Annotated in this window: 14 protein-coding genes; 8 read left to right on the top strand and 6 right to left on the bottom strand. The window is 71.8% G+C overall.

The window, feature by feature from the left end; all coding sequences use genetic code 11:
• The first annotated feature begins 10 nt into the window (after positions 1-10).
• From AB0G47_RS38340 to AB0G47_RS38330, 3 genes are all read left to right on the top strand, one after another.
• Positions 11-1,162, top strand: coding sequence for a lipid-transfer protein (locus AB0G47_RS38340; protein WP_360779923.1), 1,152 nt, complete (start codon positions 11-13; stop codon positions 1,160-1,162).
• Between the two features lie 77 nt (positions 1,163-1,239).
• A complete protein-coding gene (locus tag AB0G47_RS38335; RefSeq protein WP_360779920.1) occupies positions 1,240-1,701 on the top strand; it encodes an OB-fold domain-containing protein in 462 nt (153 codons plus the stop codon).
• Positions 1,698-2,468: an enoyl-CoA hydratase/isomerase family protein gene (locus AB0G47_RS38330; RefSeq protein ID WP_360779917.1), complete on the top strand. Its 771-nt coding sequence runs from the start codon at positions 1,698-1,700 to the stop codon at positions 2,466-2,468. Before AB0G47_RS38335 ends, AB0G47_RS38330 begins: the two co-directional genes overlap by 4 nt.
• A 146-nt stretch (positions 2,469-2,614) precedes the next feature.
• On the opposite strand, the gene AB0G47_RS38325 is transcribed toward AB0G47_RS38330, so the two are convergent.
• Complete coding sequence (locus AB0G47_RS38325) at positions 2,615-4,981, bottom strand: serine/threonine-protein kinase (RefSeq protein ID WP_360779914.1); 2,367 nt, start codon at positions 4,979-4,981, stop codon at positions 2,615-2,617.
• A gap of 363 nt (positions 4,982-5,344) precedes the next feature.
• Here AB0G47_RS38325 and AB0G47_RS38320 point away from each other — a divergent pair, with 363 nt between their 5' ends.
• Positions 5,345-5,992 (top strand): TetR family transcriptional regulator, encoded by a 648-nt coding sequence (locus AB0G47_RS38320; protein WP_135335578.1) that lies wholly within the window; start codon positions 5,345-5,347, stop codon positions 5,990-5,992.
• 174 nt (positions 5,993-6,166) lie between these two features.
• Here AB0G47_RS38320 and AB0G47_RS38315 read toward each other — a convergent pair whose 3' ends face one another.
• Positions 6,167-6,643, bottom strand: a complete 477-nt coding sequence (locus AB0G47_RS38315) for a nitroreductase family deazaflavin-dependent oxidoreductase (protein ID WP_360779911.1) — start codon at positions 6,641-6,643, stop codon at positions 6,167-6,169.
• The gene (locus AB0G47_RS38310; protein WP_360779908.1) at positions 6,643-7,872 is read right to left on the bottom strand and encodes an acyl-CoA dehydrogenase family protein; all 1,230 of its coding nucleotides are present in this window, start codon (positions 7,870-7,872) and stop codon (positions 6,643-6,645) included. The genes AB0G47_RS38315 and AB0G47_RS38310 overlap by 1 nt, the downstream gene beginning before the upstream one ends.
• A gap of 154 nt (positions 7,873-8,026) precedes the next feature.
• On the opposite strand from AB0G47_RS38310, the gene AB0G47_RS38305 reads away from it, so the two are divergent.
• From AB0G47_RS38305 to AB0G47_RS38295, 3 genes are all read left to right on the top strand, one after another.
• Positions 8,027-9,232: an acetyl-CoA acetyltransferase gene (locus AB0G47_RS38305; protein ID WP_360779905.1), complete on the top strand. Its 1,206-nt coding sequence runs from the start codon at positions 8,027-8,029 to the stop codon at positions 9,230-9,232.
• Between the two features lie 421 nt (positions 9,233-9,653).
• Positions 9,654-12,014, top strand: a complete 2,361-nt coding sequence (locus AB0G47_RS38300; protein WP_360779902.1) for a serine/threonine-protein kinase — start codon at positions 9,654-9,656, stop codon at positions 12,012-12,014.
• 25 nt (positions 12,015-12,039) lie between these two features.
• Positions 12,040-12,750, top strand: a complete 711-nt coding sequence (locus AB0G47_RS38295) for a pyridoxal 5'-phosphate synthase (RefSeq protein ID WP_360779900.1) — start codon at positions 12,040-12,042, stop codon at positions 12,748-12,750.
• Between the two features lie 302 nt (positions 12,751-13,052).
• Here the strand turns inward: AB0G47_RS38295 and AB0G47_RS38290 are convergent, their stop codons facing one another.
• The 3 genes from AB0G47_RS38290 to AB0G47_RS38280 form a co-directional block, all read right to left on the bottom strand.
• Positions 13,053-13,943 (bottom strand): GNAT family N-acetyltransferase, encoded by an 891-nt coding sequence (locus AB0G47_RS38290; protein WP_360779897.1) that lies wholly within the window; start codon positions 13,941-13,943, stop codon positions 13,053-13,055.
• Positions 13,944-14,007: 64 nt separating this feature from the next.
• Complete coding sequence (locus tag AB0G47_RS38285; protein WP_360779894.1) at positions 14,008-14,502, bottom strand: Zn-ribbon domain-containing OB-fold protein; 495 nt, start codon at positions 14,500-14,502, stop codon at positions 14,008-14,010.
• The gene (locus AB0G47_RS38280) at positions 14,499-14,951 is read right to left on the bottom strand and encodes a DoxX family membrane protein (protein WP_135333628.1); all 453 of its coding nucleotides are present in this window, start codon (positions 14,949-14,951) and stop codon (positions 14,499-14,501) included. The genes AB0G47_RS38285 and AB0G47_RS38280 overlap by 4 nt, the downstream gene beginning before the upstream one ends.
• Positions 14,952-15,162: 211 nt before the next feature.
• Here AB0G47_RS38280 and AB0G47_RS38275 point away from each other — a divergent pair, with 211 nt between their 5' ends.
• A complete protein-coding gene (locus tag AB0G47_RS38275; RefSeq protein ID WP_360779891.1) occupies positions 15,163-16,338 on the top strand; it encodes an NAD(P)/FAD-dependent oxidoreductase in 1,176 nt (391 codons plus the stop codon).
• Positions 16,339-16,492 lie beyond the last annotated feature (154 nt).

The raw sequence follows: 16,492 nt of genomic DNA, 5'->3' as shown, positions 1-16,492 counted from the left end.
GCCGTTGCCCATGGCTTCACTCAAAGACGCTACAGCGATAGTCGGGATCGGACAGACCGCGTTCGCGAAACAACTGCCCGAGGACGAGAAGACGTTGGCGTGCCGCGCCATCGTCGCCGCGCTCGACGACGCGGGCATCGCACCGTCCGAGGTCGACGCGTTCGCCTCGTACACGATGGAGGAGACGGACGAGGTCGAGATCGCCAAGGCGATCGGCGCCGGAGACGTCACCCACTTCAGCAAGGTCGGCTACGGCGGCGGCGGTTCCTGCGCCACCATCGCGCACCTCGCGGCCGCCGTCGCCACCGGACAGGCGAGCGTCGGCGTCGCATGGCGCTCCCGGAAGCGGGGCAGCGGCCCGCGCCCCTGGAAGAACACGGCGGTACAACTCCCCACCCCAGCCCAGTGGACCCGCCCCTTCGGACTTCTCCGCCCGGCCGACGAGATCGGGATGCTCGCCCGCCGCTATATGCACGAGTACGGCGCGACCCGCGACCACCTCTTCAACGTCGCCCTCGCCTGCCGCAACCGCGCCAACCAGAACCCGGCCGCGATGATGTACGAACGCCCGCTGACCCGCGACATGTATATGACGTCACGCTGGATCAGCGAGCCGCTCTGTCTCTTCGACAACTGCCTTGAGACAGACGGTGCGTTGGCGTGCGTCATCGTCTCGGCCGAGCGGGCCCGCGACTGCCGCCAGAAGCCCGTGTACGTCCACTCCGTCGCCCAGGGGCTGCCCGCGCAGCACCACGGGATGGTCAACTACTGGAACGACGACCCGCTGACGGGCCCCGCCTGGACGGCGGCCCGGCACCTGTGGAAGCAGGCGGACTTCGGGCCGGAGGATGTGGACGTGGCGCAGATCTACGACGCCTTCACACCGCTGATCCCGCTGTCGCTCGAAGGGTACGGCTTCTGCGGTCGAGGCGAGGGCGGCGCGTTCACGGAGGGCGGCGCACTGGAGAGCGGCGGCCGCCTCCCGATCAACACCGGCGGCGGCGGCCTGAGCGAGGCGTACGTCCACGGCTTCAACCTGATCAACGAGGGCGTGAAGCAGCTGCGGGGCACGAGCACGGCGCAGGTCCCGGATGCGGCCACGTGCCTGGTGACGGCAGGAGAGGGAGTCCCGACGTCAGCGGTGCTACTGCGGGCCCCGTAAGGGGCCGCGCCCCTTTAGGGGCGCGGGGAACTGCGCGAGCAACCACAACCAACCCGCAGCCGCAAAAGGACACCCACATGGCAGACGCGACGCAACAGACCGAGCCCCTACTGACCCCCACGATCGACACAGACGGCGCCCCCTTCTGGGAGTACGCCGCCCAGGGCGAACTCCGCATACAGGCCTGCGCCAACCCCGCCTGCGGCGAGCTCCGCTTCCCTCCCCGCCCCTGCTGCCCCCACTGCCAGTCCTTCGAAAACGAGTGGCGCCGCATGAGCGGCAAGGCCCGCATCTGGTCCTACGTACGCCCCCACCCACCCCTGCTCCCCGCCTACGCGGAACACGCCCCGTACAACGCGATCATCGTCGAACTGGCCGACGCCCCCCGCATCCGCCTGGTCGGCAACCTCGTGGCCACCCCCGACGCACCGCTGAACTCCGTCGACCCCGAACGCCTCCGCATCGGCGCGAAGGTCCAGATCGCCTTCACCGAGATCGACGGCATGGCGATGCCCCGCTGGCTCCTGGAGCGGCCATGAGCCTGAGCCTGAGGACCGACAAGGAGACGGGCGTCGCGACGGTCACCCTCGACCGCCCCGCCCGCCACAACGCCATCGACCAGGAAACAGCCGCCGAACTCACCGCCACCTGGCAGGAGTTCCGCTTCGACGACACCGTACGGGCCATCGTCCTCACCGGCGCCGGCGAAAAGGCGTTCTGCACCGGCATCGACCGCGACACGGACGTCCCGCAGCCCAACTCCCCCTACTCCATGGACGATCCGCTCCTGAACATCGGCCCCAAGGCCAACGACCTCTGGAAGCCGGTCATCGCCGCCGTCAACGGAATGGCATGCGGCGGTGCCTTCTATCTCATCGGCGAGGCGGAGTTCGTGATCGCCGCCGAGCACGCCACCTTCTTCGACCCGCACACGACGTACGGCATGGTCAGCGCGTATGAGTCGATCCACATGGCGCAGCGGATGCCGTACGGGGAGATCGCGCGGATGTCGCTGATGGGCTCGGCGGAACGGGTCTCGGCCCGCCGCGCGTACGAGACGGGCCTGGTCTCCGAGCTCACCGCGCCCGAGGAACTCCTCCCCACCGCCACGAAGGCCGCCGAGGTCATCGCGTCTCACCCCACCGAGGCGGTCCAGGGCACGGTGCGCGCGCTCTGGTCGTCCAGGGAGGCGGCCCGCGCGCACGCCCTGGCGCAGGCGCCGCATCTGATCACGCTCGGCAATCTGCCGCCGGAACGGCAGGCGGAACTGTTCACGGGCCGCGGATCCGGCCACCGGACGAGATGACCGGCGCACGGAAGGGGACGGTGGCGTGGGTCACACAGACGGCGTAGCGTCAGCAGTGGCGGCCGCCGTCTAGCCCCTTCCAAGCCTGGTGCGACGGCCGTCCCAGGCAGGCGTCAGAGCCCCTGGGAAGACCTCTGGGAAGACCTCTAGGACCGGGCCGTCCCGGTCCCCCGCTCCGCGTCCAGCGCGTAGACGCACCGGTCCTTGCTGCACGCGTACACGACGCCGTCCCGCACCACGGGCGCACCGGTGATCTCTCCCCCGGTGGCCAGCTTCCAGCGCAGGCGGCCGTCGTCGGCCTTCAGCGTGTACAGCAGGTGATCGGTCGAGCCGAAGTGGATGCGCCGGTCGGCGACCACCGGCGTGCCGACGACCTCGCCGCCCGCCTGGAAGCGCCACTTCGGCGTGCCCGTCACGGCGTCCAGCGTGTAGAGGCCCTTGCCGCTGCCCACGTGGACATGGCCGTCGGCGACGAGCACCGGCTCGATCGACGCCCGGGACTCCGTGGCGATGCGCCAGCGATCACGGCCGTCGGTGGCGTCGAGGGCGTACACAGTGCCCAGGTAGTCGGCGAGATACACGCCACCACCCGTCACCGCGGGCCCCGGCGCGAACGCCGGCGGGCACAGGAAGACGGCGGGCGCCTCGAAGTGCCAGCGGACGTGGCCGCCCGCGACGTCGATCGCGAGGACGCGGGTGCCGGCGGACACGTATACGTAGCCGTCCTCCGCCTGCGTCAGGCGGACCGGTACGCCCCCACAGGAGGCCGCGTCGCCGATGGGGTACGACCAGCGCTCCTCGCCGGTGCGTGCCTCCAGGGCGCGCAGGCGTGCGTTCTGCCAGACGTAGACCGTGCCGTCGTGGATGACGGGGCCCGCTTCGGGGGTCTCGAAGTCGGTCTGGGCTCCGGTGATCTCCCAGAGCTTCTCGCCGTTCGCCGCCTCCCAGGCCTGTACGCCGCCGCCGCGCGTGCCGGTGACGACCGTGCCCCGGTCGGCGTGCAGGGAGTACACCCAGGCGTCGGTGGGCAGCCGCCACAGGTCCGAGCCGTCGGCGCCGTCGAGCGCGTACAGCGTGGGGCCGTCCGATGCGTGGATACGTCCGTCGGCGACCGCCATGGACCAGGCGACGTCCCGCGTCTTGAAGCTGCGGCGGCCCGTGCTCACGTCCAGGGCGTGCACCTCGAAGGAGGTGACGTAGACCAGGTTCCCCGCGACGGCGGGCGTGCCCCATACGTCATTGGACATACGGAAACGCCACGGCCGCCAGGCAGCCCCCGCGTCCGGCGCCGCGGTGGGCGCGGGCACCACGGGGTCGGCGCCGTTCGCCGCGGCCTTGGAGCGCGACCAGGACGCGGCGAGGCCGGCCTCGGCGGGCGGTGCGGCCACGGCTGCGGCGCGGGCGTCGGCCACCCGGGGGCCAGGACCGATCGGCACCTTCGCCCCGGCAAGGCGCACAGGACCCGCGTCCGGCACGCCACCGAGCTGCGGCGGCTGGGACGGCGGGGCGGGCGGCGCCTGCGCGGGCTGCGGCGCGGCGGCGGAGGAGGCGGGGGCCGCGCCCCGGCCGCCGCTCCTGCCCGAGGAGGAAGCGGCGACCCGTGCGGGCGGGCGGCCGCCCCTGCGGGCCTCGATGAGGGCGACGGCCCGCTCCGGCAGCCACGCGGAGGCCGTACCGCTGTCGCCGTCCTCGCTCTCGGAGGCGAAGAGGTGCGGCGCGAGCTGGGCCTGGAGGTCGGCGGGGCTCGGCCGGAGGGCCGCCTCCATCTGCATGCACGTCTCGATGAGCGGACGCAGCTCGTCCGGGAGTCCCTCCAGGTCAGGGCCTTCCCGGAGCAGCATGAAGACGGTCTCGACGGGGTTCGCGCCATGGAAGGGCGCGTGGCCGGTCGCGGCGAAGACGAGCATCGAGCCGAGCGAGAAGACATCGCTCGCGCCGGTGACGCTGCGCGAGTCCTTCGCCTGCTCGGGAGACATGTACGCGGGGGTGCCCACCGCGACGTTCGTCATGGTCAGCCGGGTGTTGGAGACGCCGGACGCGATGCCGAAGTCGATGACGCGGGGTCCGTCCTCGACGACGAGTACGTTCGACGGCTTGAGGTCGCGGTGGACCAGGCCCGCGCCGTGGATGGACTCCAGGGCCTCGGCGACGCCCGCCGCGAGCCAGCGCACGGCCTGGGTGGGCAGCGGCCCGTGCTCATTCACTATTTCTTCGAGAGAGGGCGCGGGAACGTACGCGGTGGCGAGCCACGGCACCGCGGCGCGCGGGTCGGCGTCCACGACGGCGGCCGTATAGAAGCCGGACACGGCCCGTGCGGCCTCGACCTCGCGCGTGAAGCGGACCCGGAACAGCTGGTCCTCGGCGAGCTCGGTCCGCACCGTCTTGATCGCCACCCGCCGACCTGACGCGGAGCGCGCGAGGTAGACAAGGCCCATGCCACCGGCTCCGAGCCGGCCGAGCACCTCGAACGGGCCGATCCGCCTCGGATCGTGCTGCGTCAGCTGATCCACCACTTGCCCTGCCACCTCCCCGTACGCGGGCACCGTATCGAGCGGCCCCGTGCAGCGTCTCACCACCGAGCCGCTACGGCGGCACGCACCCTGATTCTTCCTGTACGGGGCGACGGTTGCGAACCGGGGGCGGGATCGGGGTGTCTCGGGACAAAGGAGACGCAAGAAGGGACGCAAGGGGGAGAAGAAACGCCAGAGGCGCTCGATTCGAACGTCTGCCCTATTTTACGGGCGGCCGGAATCCACCGCCGCGACCCGTATCCGCCCGCGCGGGTGGATCGGGCGAATACCGAGACGAATAGCGCCCCCAACCCCATTTGCACTCGGCCGAATCGCGCTCCGATCACCCCTCGGTAAGCTGACGGCATGACAGGACAGGTACGTACCGTCGACGGCCGCGTGGCCGGTCGGCGCGGTCAGGCGACGCGTCAGAAGCTGCTCGACTGCCTCAGCGAGATGCTCAGCTCCTCGCCCTACCGGGACGTCAAAGTCATCGACGTCGCCCGGAAGGCGGGGACTTCACCAGCGACCTTCTACCAGTACTTCCCGGACGTCGAGGGCGCCGTCCTGGAGATTGCCGAGCAAATGGCCGCCGAGGGCGCCGAGTTGACCCAGCTGCTCGACGGGCGGTCCTGGGTCGGCAAGGCGGGGTGGCAGACCGCTCAGGAGCTTGTCGACGGCTTCCTCGACTTCTGGCGCAAGAACGACGCGATCCTCCGGGTCGTCGATCTGGGCGCCGCCGAGGGCGACAAGCGCTTCTACAAGATCCGCATGAAGATCCTCAACTCCGTCAACAACTCCCTTACGGACACGGTCAAGGAACTCCAGGCCAAGGGCAAGGTCGACAAGGACGTCAGCCCGGCGGCCATGGCCGGCTCCCTGGTGGCGATGCTCGCCGCGGTCGCCTCGCACCAGCGGGGGTTCCAGACGTGGGGCGTCAAGCAGGCTGAACTGAAGCCGAATCTGGCGTTGTTGGTGCACTTGGGAGTGACAGGCAAGAAGCCGACGAAGTAGCCCCCGAGAGGGCCGACTTCCCAAGTCCTGTCATTCGCAGCGGCGGATCACCGAGGTGATCCGCCGCTGCGACACCCCGCCCCGTAAGGGGCGCGGGGCTGTATAGATTTGCGGCTCCGCCGCGGGGCGCGACCAGCCACACACGACCCGCAGCAAACGGATGACCCGGGACGCTCAGCTCCGCCTCTCCAGGCGGAACAGTCGTATCTCCCGCTCCACTCGGGATTGATACGTGGCATACGGCGGCCAGAAGACAAGTACCGCCTCCCAGGCGGCGTCCCGCTCCTCACCGCCCAACAGCCGTGCCCGCACCGGGATGTCCTCGCCCTGCCAGCTGACGTCCGCGTCCGGGTTGGCAAGGAGATTGGCCGTCCACGCCGGGTGGCCGGGACGCCCGAAGTTGGACCCGATCAGCACCCAACCCCCCGTGTCCTTCTCCGGCATGCACGCAAGCGGCGTACGCCTCGGCAGTCCGCTCTTCGCGCCGCGCACCGTCAGGATGACGCCGGGCAGCATCCTCGCGCTGAGCAGGACCTTGCCGCGGGTGAGGCGGTGCACCGTGCGGTCCATCGCCGGGATGAAGTGCGGGGCGATCCTGGCGAAGGTGCGCGTCGACGACACCTTCTGGATCAGGCGCAGACCCGGCGGCATCAGACGGCCTCTTCCAGAGCGGCGGCGGCCGGTCCGCCCTCGAAAAGACCCGCCCGTTCCGCCGCCCGCGCCCGCAGCCGGTGCACCGGACCGAAGAGCAGCTCGTCGCTCGACGCCCGCTTGAAGTACAGATGCGCCTCGTGCTCCCAGGTGAAGCCGATGCCGCCGTGCAGCTGTACGGCTTCGGACGCGGCGGTCCGCAGCGCGTCGAGGCCCTGGGCGAGCGCGAGCCCGCCGGCCCGTTCGGCGCCCTGTCCGCCGAACCCGGCGGCCTCGGCACCGGCGGCCCACGCCGCGTAGTAGGCGGCCGAGCGCGCGGCCTGGACCTGCACATACACATCGGCCAGGCGGTGCTTGACCGCCTGGAAGGAACCGATCGGGCGGCCGAACTGCTCGCGCTGCTTCACGTATTCGACGGTCCGCTCCATCACCCGGTCCGCGGCGCCGACGGCCTCCGCGGCGACGACCGTGGCGGCGACGTCACCGACCGCGGCGAGCGCGCCCGGCACATCCGACTCGTCCGTGCCCAGCAACTCCGCTTCCACGTCGCGCAGTTCGAGGCGGGCCTGGGTGCGGGTCTCGTCGAGCGCCGTCTGGCGGGTGCGCACCATGCCGGGCGCCCCGTCGCGTACGAGGAAGAGGAGGGTACGGGAGCGTGCGAAGCCTCCCGCGTGCGCGGCCACGACGAGGAGGCCCGCGCTGTGCCCGTCGAGCACCTGCTCGGCCTGCCCGTACAGCCGCCACACCCCGTCGGAGAGCCGCGCCTGTACGCCGCCCGCGCGGCCGCCGCCCGACCAGTCGCCGGAGTTGTCGCCGACGAGACCGAGTGCCGTGGCGAGTCCGGTGCCGGGGACGGCGAGCGCGGCGGTCAGCTCGCCCGCGGCGATGCGGGGCAGCAGCCCGGCGCGCTCCTCCTCGGTGCCGAGGGAGAGGATCAGCGGGGCGGCGAGGACCGCGGTGGCGAAGAGCGGGGTGGGGGCGAGGGCCCGCCCCAACTCCTCGCAGCCGAGGGCTAGTTCGGCTGCGGTGCAGCCGACTCCTCCGTACGTCTCCGGGAGGGCGAGGCCGGGAAGACCGAGCTGTTCGGCGAGGGCCGCCCAGAGGGTGGCGTCGTGTCCTGCCGGGGTGCGCACCGCGGCCTTGACCTCGTCGGGGCCGCAGCGTTTGGTGATCACTTCGCGAAGGGTGCGGCGGATCTCGTCCTGCTCCGCACTGAAGGCGGCGTCCATCGGCAGGCTCCTCCCCAGGGCCCGGCGGCCCGGTACCCAGATCTGACGGGCCGTCATGCTAGGACGGCGGCGGCGATATGCACAGAGCGCTGACGTGACGCGATGCGATCCCGACTCTCGGCCAGGGCCTTGAATCTGATGTACCGTCAGATTCATGGCTGCTGCTACCACTGGTACTGCTACTGCTCCCCGTTCCCCCGCCCGCAAGGTCGCCGTCGTAGGTGTCGCCCTCTCGGACTGCGGCCGGGTCGACGAGGCCACGCCCTACGCGCTGCACGCCCAGGCCGCCCGCCGCGCGCTCGCCGACTCCGGGCTCGGCCGCGACGTCATCGACGGCATCGCCTCGGCCGGCCTCGGCACACTGGCGCCGGTCGAGGTCGCCGAGTACCTGGGCCTCAAACCCCGCTGGGTGGACTCGACTTCGGTCGGCGGCGCCACCTGGGAGGTGATGGCCGCGCACGCGGCGGAGGCGATAGCGGCGGGACGGGCGAACGCCGTCCTGCTGGTCTACGGATCGACGGCGCGCGCGGACATCAAGGCGAAACGGCGTACGTCGAACCTGTCGTTCGGCGCGCGGGGGCCGCTGCAGTTCGAAGTCCCGTACGGACACTCACTGATCGCCAAGTACGCGATGGCCGCGCGCCGCCATATGCACGAGTACGGCACGACGCTGGAGCAGCTCGCGTCGGTGGCCGTGCAGGCGCGGGCGAACGCGGCGACCAACCCGGACGCGATGTTCCGCGAGCCGATCACGGTGGACGAGGTGCTGAGCGGCCCGATGATCGCGGACCCGTTCACCAAGCTGCACTGCTGCATTCGTTCCGACGGCGGCTGCGCGGTGCTGCTGGCCGCCGAGGAGTACGTGGCCGACTGCGCCTCTGCGCCGGTGTGGGTGCTCGGCGCGGGCGAGCACGTCTCGCACACGACGATGTCGGAGTGGGACGACTTCACCGTCTCCCCGGCGGCGGTGAGCGGGCGGCTCGCGTTCGAGCGGGCGGGGGTGCGGCCGGAGGACGTGGACGTGGCTCAGATCTACGACGCCTTTACGTATATGACGCTGGTGACGCTGGAGGACTTGGGCTTCTGCGGGAAGGGGGAGGGCGGGGCGTTCGTGGAGAAGGGCCGCCTGCTCCGGGACGGGGAGCTGCCGACGAACACGGACGGCGGCGGCCTCTCCGCCCAACACCCGGGAATGCGGGGGCTGTTCCTGCTGGTGGAGGCGGTGCGGCAGCTGCGGGGCGAGGCGGGCGAGGGACGCCAGGTGCGGAGGGCGGGGGGCCGCCTACCGGAGGTGGCGGTGGCTTCGGGGACCGGGGGGTGGTTCTGCTCTTCGGGGACGGTGGTGCTGGGGCGGGGGTGAGGGGGCCTCCTGCCGGCCGGGGGTGCGGTGTGTCTTGGGGGCGGGCCTGTGGTTTGGGCACCGTCTGCGGGGCTGTTCGTCTTTGGGGCGGGGCCGCGCCGGTATGTCCGTACTCGCCATCTCGGTCCGAGCGTTCTGCTGCTTCGGCTGGGGAGTGCTGCTTACCGTGCTCCGTGCGGACATACCGACACGTCCCCTCGCGTCTCGTTGCGCGCTGGCGGTGCGTGGGGGCCGATGTCCGGTCCCTTGCGTACGTCGCGCACTGCGGGTGAGCGGTGTGGTTCCGCCACCTCCCCCACCCACCCCTGCGGCGGCTGCGGGGCAATCGGGCGGGTGGGCGGGAAAGGCTTGTTCGGTGAGGCGGCGCCGCGGGGCAACAGCGGGCTACTGAGGGCAGCGCTCCGGGCCTACGCTCGGTGGGATGCGGGGGACGCTGCTTGACGGGCGGTATCGGCTACGCCAACCCATCGGCTCCGGCGGCATGGGCCAGGTCTGGCGCGCCCTCGACGAAAGCCTCGGGCGAGAAGTCGCCGTCAAGGTCTTCGCACCGCCGGACGACATCGACGCGGCCGACCGCGCGGAACTGCTCGCCCGCTTCCAACGGGAGGCCCGCGCCGCGGCACGGCTGAGCAGCCGGCACATCGTGACGGTCTTCGATCATGGATCCGTGGGTGACATCCCGTACCTCGTCATGGAGTTGGTCACCGGGCAGACCCTGGAGAGGGCCCTTCGGGACGCGGGCCGGATCCCCCTGGCCAAGGCGCTCGACTGGGCGGCGCAAATATGCGAGGGCCTCGCCGCCGCGCACGGCGCCGGGGTGATCCACCGGGACATCAAGCCCGCGAACCTCATGCTCCGTGACGACGGCGACGTACAGATCCTGGACTTCGGCATCGCCACCTTCCTCGCGGGCGCGGAGGCGGCATCACGCCTGACCGGCACGGGGCGGATGCCGATCGGCAGCGTGCTGTACATGGCGCCCGAGCAGTTCCGGCAGGAGCGGGGCGACGGGCGGATCGATCTGTACGCGCTGGGGTGCGTGCTCTACGAACTCCTCGTCGGGCGCCCGCCGTTCACCGGTCCGGCGGCCGGTGTGATGTACAACCACCTGCACGACGCGCCGCTGCGGCCCTCGCGGGCACGGGCCGACGTGCCGGCCGGCGTGGAGCGGCTCGTACTCGACCTCATGGCCAAGGATCCGGTGGACCGGCCGCGGGACGCGGGTGAGGTGGGCGGGCGGATCGCGAGGCTTCAGGCTGAAGTGGCCGCGGACCCTGAGGCTCCGGCAGCCCCTGCGGCTCCCGCTGAACGCGGATCCCCTGCGCCGGACCCCGGGCAGCCCGCCTCCCCGCCGGCGCCCAAGCCATTGCCCAAGCCCCAGCCGAAGCCAAAGCCCGATCCGCCTGCCGCCCGGCCCCCACAGCCCCGCCCCACGCCCGCCCCGGCACCCACACCCACACCCACCGGCAAGACCATCCGGCCCTCCCTCGTATCCCCGGACCGGAAGCGGCGACCGGTCAGTTCGCCACGTGCCCTCGCCGGGCTTGCGGGTGTCGGGGTCATGGTGATCATCGGGGCGCTGGGGCTCTCCTCGAACTTCGCGGACGGCGAGCGGAAGCCGTCCGGCACGTCCGGCTCGTCTGGCACGTCCGGCGCCCGGCCGGACGAGTTCGTCGTGGCGGTGGCCGCCACCGACGACGGCGGCGCGGCATCCAACGACGCGGCCGTCGTCACGGCGGACCGCGTCATACGGAGCGGTGGGCGCTATCCGCTGCCGGTGAAGGTCGTCGGAGTCGAACTCGACCCCAACAGCAGCCACGACGCGTTGGGCGCACTGACCGACAAGTACCCGGGCCTCATCGCGGTCATCGGGGAGACCGATGAACTGCCCCTCGGCAGGCATCCCTCGCTCCCGGCGATCAGCGCCTGCGAGTGGTCCTCGGAGGAGGACGTGTCGCTCCGCTACCGTCAGTTCGGCCTCGCCCCCAGCCCTGAGCAGCGGGGCAAGGAGGTGGGCCGCCATCTGCACGACGCCTTGAAGAAGCGGAAGCTGCTGGTACTGCAGGACCCTGAACTCAGCCGACCGCCGGACGTCGGGGAGAACCGGGACCTCCGCGACACCGCACGCGCGATGTCCGAGGCGGTGAACGGCTCGGGCAAGGACCTGCCCGCGGATCTCATCTCCACGTACGAACGTCCGAAGGTGCCGGGCCTCCTCAAGAAGCACCGGCCCGATTCCGTCTTCTTGAACGTTCCGCCGAGCGGCTCCGCCGACTACGCCCGGGAGCTTGCGGACATGGGATTCAAGGGCACGGTCGTCACCCGCCCCGACACGGCATGGGGAACCTGCACCCGGCCGCCCGGCATGGGGAGCTCGCCGGATCCACCGTCCGGAACGCTCCGCTACCGCTATGTGTCCGAGGAAGTACGACGCCCCGACTGCGCCGATCCCCGCGCCGCCTGGTGCGACCGGATCATGGACCTGAGCCTCTCCCACCTGCCGGGCGCCCTGGAGAGGTATCAGGCAGCCAAAGCGGTCGCCGAGGCGCTGGAGTCGGTGACGTCGAAGGGGGCGACTCCATCGGCGTCCTCCTACGACGAGCCGATGGCGGAACCCCGCGAGCAACTGTGGGAAGCCCTGCGGGAGGTCCGGGTCGAGGGTCTCGACGGGCCCTTCGACCTGCTCGGCAGGCCCGGCGACGCACGAGGGCCGATCTGGATCGAGCGGTACGAGGGTGCGGGCAGGTGGAAGGGCCTCGGTACGACCACCGCCCTCACCTAGGTCACGGGTTGACTAGATTCACGGCATGACCGAGATCCCTGAGGCGACGACCGCTGCCCCGACATCCGCCGCCGACCCCGAGTCACAGGGCCGCGCCCTGCTCCGCACGCTGAAGGTGTGGGACACCGAGCTGCCCGCCCTCGACCCGGCCGCGGCCCCCGCCGAACCGCTCCCCCTCTTCTGGCAGTGGTTCGTGGAGGTCGCGCAGGCGGGGCAGGTGGAGCCGCACACGATGAGCCTCGCCACGGCGGACGAGACGGGGCGTCCCGACGTACGGACGATCATGCTGCACGACGCGGACGCGGCCGGCTGGCACTTCGGCTCGCACGCGGGCAGCGCCAAGGGCCGCCAGCTCGCGGCGCGCCCCGAGGCGGCGCTCGGCTTCTACTGGCCCGCGCAGGGCCGCCAGGTCCGGGTGCGCGGCAGGGTCACGGCCGCGAACCCCGCCGAGAGCCGTGCCGACCTCGCTCGGCGCTCGCCGGGGGCGCTGGCGTCGGCGCTGGTCGGCAGGCAGAGCGAAGTACTGCCGTCGTACGAAGATCTGGTCGCCGCGAGCGAGGCCGCCTGGCAACGGGCACAGGCGGAACCGGACGCACCGGCACCGAGCTGGACGCTGTACGTGCTCGCCCCGGAGGAGGTCGAGTTCTTCCAGGGCGACGCGCGACGCCGGCATGTGCGACTGCGCTACCGGCGTGCGGCGAACGGGAGTTGGACCCGGGAGCTGCTGTGGCCGTGAGGCCGCACCGCCAGACGCCTACGCCGCGAGACCTCAGCGCCAGGCGCGTACACCCGTGGGGCCGGAGGACCAGCTCCCCAGCCCACGCCGTGCGGCTGGGGCAGCTCCCCGCCTACGCCATGTGGCCGGAACGCCAGGCGCCAACGCCAAGAGACCTCAGCGCCAGGCACGTACACCGTGAGGCCAGAGGACCAACTCCCCGGCCCACGCCATGCGGCCGGAGCAACTCCCCGCCCACGCCACGCGGCCGGACCCGCCCCCGGCCCACCCACGCCGTGAAGTCGGAGCGGCCCCCGGCCCACCTACGCCGTGAAGTCGTACAACGTGAAATCCCGCACCGGCCGATAGCCGATCCGCTGGTACAGCCCGTTGCTCGTGGGGTTTTCGAGGTCCGTGAAGAGCAGCACCTCGTCCGCCCCTGCCTCCAGCGCGGCCCGGCTCACCGCGACGGTGGCGGCTCCCGCGTAGCCGCGGCCGCGCAGGTCGGCGGGGGTGTAGACGGGCGCGACCCGGACTTGGCCGGCGATCTGGCGGGTGTTGCCCGCCATGGCGACGGGCGTGCCGTCGGGGGTTTCCCACAGGGTGGCGCCTCCGTAGGCGATGCGGGTGTCGGCCCACGCGCCCGCCTCCATCCCCGCGTGCCCGCCGACGGACTCCTCGAACTCCGTGTGCCAGCGCGCCAGGAGCTCCCGGTCCGCGGCGGTGGCGACGCGCGCGACGCCCTGCGGTGACGGCTCCGGCGGGGTGAGCGTGCCCAGGCGGTACAGCCGCTGCCGGTAGGCGACGGTGGCGACGGCCCCGGTGCGCCGCTGCCAGGCGTCGGCGAACGCGGCCGCGGTGGTCTCCTCGCCGCCGACGCCGGGCAGTTGCCGCCCCGCGCCGGCGAGCACCGCGGCGAGCTCGTCGGCCGCGGAGGCTTCGGCGAGCGGACCCAGGGCGAGAACATGCGGCGGCGTCCACACGAAGGCACCGGTCACGGTGCCGCCACCGTCGGCACCCTCACCACCGGCGCGGACTCCGAAGAGGGGCGCCCCGTCCCCGTACGCATGAAGGCCCCGCGCACGCAGCGTCTCGGTGACGCTGAGCAGCGCGGTGTGCAGGGCGGGAGCCGAGTAAAGGAAGTCCCGTACACGGGTACGGAATTCATCGAGGTCGGAGGTCAACTGCCAGCGGGGTTCGGTAGACGAGGCCATGGACGATCATCCATCGCACCGGGTGGCGTACGAAACCGAATTCCTACGGCCGAAGCGCCCCGCCCTACGACCGAAGCTCCACGCCGACCCCCTCGACCCCCTCGACCCCCTCGACTCTCTCGGCTCCCTCAGCCCCTTCGGCCCTGAACACCGCCACCGCAAACCCCCCTGCCTCCCGGAAGGCCACCTCAAGCCCCATCCCGATGCGCAGCTCGTCCTCCCCGCAGTCGACGATCTCCGTCATCATGCGCGGGCCCTCGGCGAGGTCGACGACGGCGGCGATGTACGGGACACGGCCGCCGAAGGGCGGCAGGTCGTTCCGGTGGACGACCGACCACGTGTAGAGCGTCGCGCGGCCGCTCGCCCGCTCCCAGGTGACGTCCTCGCTCCAGCAGCGGGGGCAGAACTCGCGCGGATAGTGGTGCGCCGTGCCGCACCCGCCGCAGCGGCGGATCAGGAGCTGGCCATCGGCGGCCGCGTCCCAGTAGGGGCGGGTGAAGGCGTCGGGCTCGGGGAGGTCGAAGCGCAGGGCCGTGCCGCCCGCGGGAGCGGTGCTCACAGGAACAGTCCCATCGCGTTGTCGAGCGACCACGACTGCCAGGACATGGCGAAGAGGGCGACGAGCGAGATCAGCGCCATCATCGCGTTCTGCCCCTGCTCGGCCCAGTCGTGGATCATGAGGACGAGGTAGAGGAGGTTGAGCAGCAGGCCGCCGATCAGGGCGATGGGGGTCAGGAAGCCGACGATCAGGCCGAGACCCAGGGCGAGTTCGGCGTAGACGACGACGTACGCCATGGTCTTGGGGCGCGGCGCGACCACCGTGTCGAAGCCGCTGCGGACCGCGTTCCACTTGTGCTTGGCGGCCACGTCGGACGCCCAGGCGATGCCCGTGCCGCGCTCGAACCACCCCTTCTTGTCCTTGTGCCGCCAGCTCTCAAGCCACCACAGGCCGAGGCCTATACGGAGCACGGCGAGCCATTCGGCGCCGGTGAGCCAGATCGTGTCCATGCCGTGGCCTCTCCCGCTTACTCGGCTTTCGGGTACGCGTTTCTGACGGTACGTCAGTTCAGCGCATGGGCGGCGAGCGCGCAAGGGGCGTACGCGGGGCAGCGTCCACCCGGGGCATCGGGCACACCACGTACACGTGTGTGATCAATTCGCAACCGGTTTGGGGCTTGACCGTCCCCCATCAAGTGACCACGTGATTACGCTCAGGTGCATGGCCGACACCACTCCCCCACAAGCGCCACAGCAAGACCGTCCCGTGTACGTCATCGGCGGCGGACCCGGCGGGCTCTCGGCGGCTGCCGCCCTGCGCGCACGTGGCGTACGCGCGGTCGTGCTCGAGCGGTCCGACCGCGTCGGCGCCTCCTGGCGCGGGCACTACGACCGCCTCCGTCTGCACACGACACGACGCCTCTCCGCACTGCCGGGGCTCCCGATACCGCGCGCCTTCGGACGCTGGGTGTCACGTGACAACGTGCTCCGCTACCTGGAGAAGTACGCCGAGTTCCACCAGCTGGAGACCGTCACCGGCGTCGAGGTCTCCCGCCTCGAACCGTCCCCCGACGGCAACGGCTGGCTGCTGCACGCCACCGGCGGCCGCCGGTTGACCGGCAGCGCCGTGGTGATCGCCACCGGCTACAACCACACGCCCCACCTGCCCGACTGGCCCGGCCGTGACGCGTACGCGGGCGAACTCCTGCACGCGAGCGCCTACCGCAACGCGAGCCCTTACGAAGACAAGGACGTCCTGGTCGTCGGCGTCGGCAACACCGGCGCCGAGATCGCCGTCGACCTCGCCGACGGCGGCGCTTCCCGCGTACGGCTCGCGGTGCGCACCGCGCCGCACATCGTGCGCCGCTCCACGGCCGGCTGGCCCGCGCAGCTCTCCGGGATCCTGTGCCGCAGGCTCCCGGTGTCCCTGGTGGACCGCATCGCGCGCCCGCTCGCCAAGGTGAGCGTGCCCGACCTGGCCGAGCAGGGGCTGCCGCGCCCGGACACGGGCCTGTACTCGCGGGTCGCCGAGGGGGCGATCCCCGTGCAGGACGTGGGTCTGATCGACGCCGTGCGCAAGGGGCGGGTCGAACCGGTCGCGGCCGTCGAGTCCTTCGAGGACGGCAAGATCGTCCTCGCGGACGGCACCCGCATCGGCCCCGAGGTCGTCATCGCGGCGACGGGCTACCGGCGCGGCCTCGAGCCGCTCGTCGGCGACCTCGGCGTGCTCGACGAGCGGGGCGCACCGGTCGTCCAGGGGTCGCGGACACCACGGACGGCACCGGGCCTCTACTTCACCGGCTTCACGAACCCGATCAGCGGAATGCTGCGCGAACTGGCCCTGGACGCCGAAAAGATCGCGAAGGCGGTGGCGAGGACGCACGGCACCGCACGGTAAGCGGGCGAGGCGAGAGCGCCCCGAAGGGGCGCGGGGAACTGCGCGACCAGCCACGACGGCGCAGGGGTCGACACACACCCCGCCCACGACGGCGCACAGTCGACGCACACCCACCCTCAACGGCCCCCGCAGTGGGCCAACGCCCCCCGGCCAC

Source organism: Streptomyces sp. NPDC021622 (genome assembly GCF_040640795.1).
GTDB lineage: Bacteria > Actinomycetota > Actinomycetes > Streptomycetales > Streptomycetaceae > Streptomyces.
This window is presented reverse-complemented; position numbering and strand designations above follow the sequence as displayed.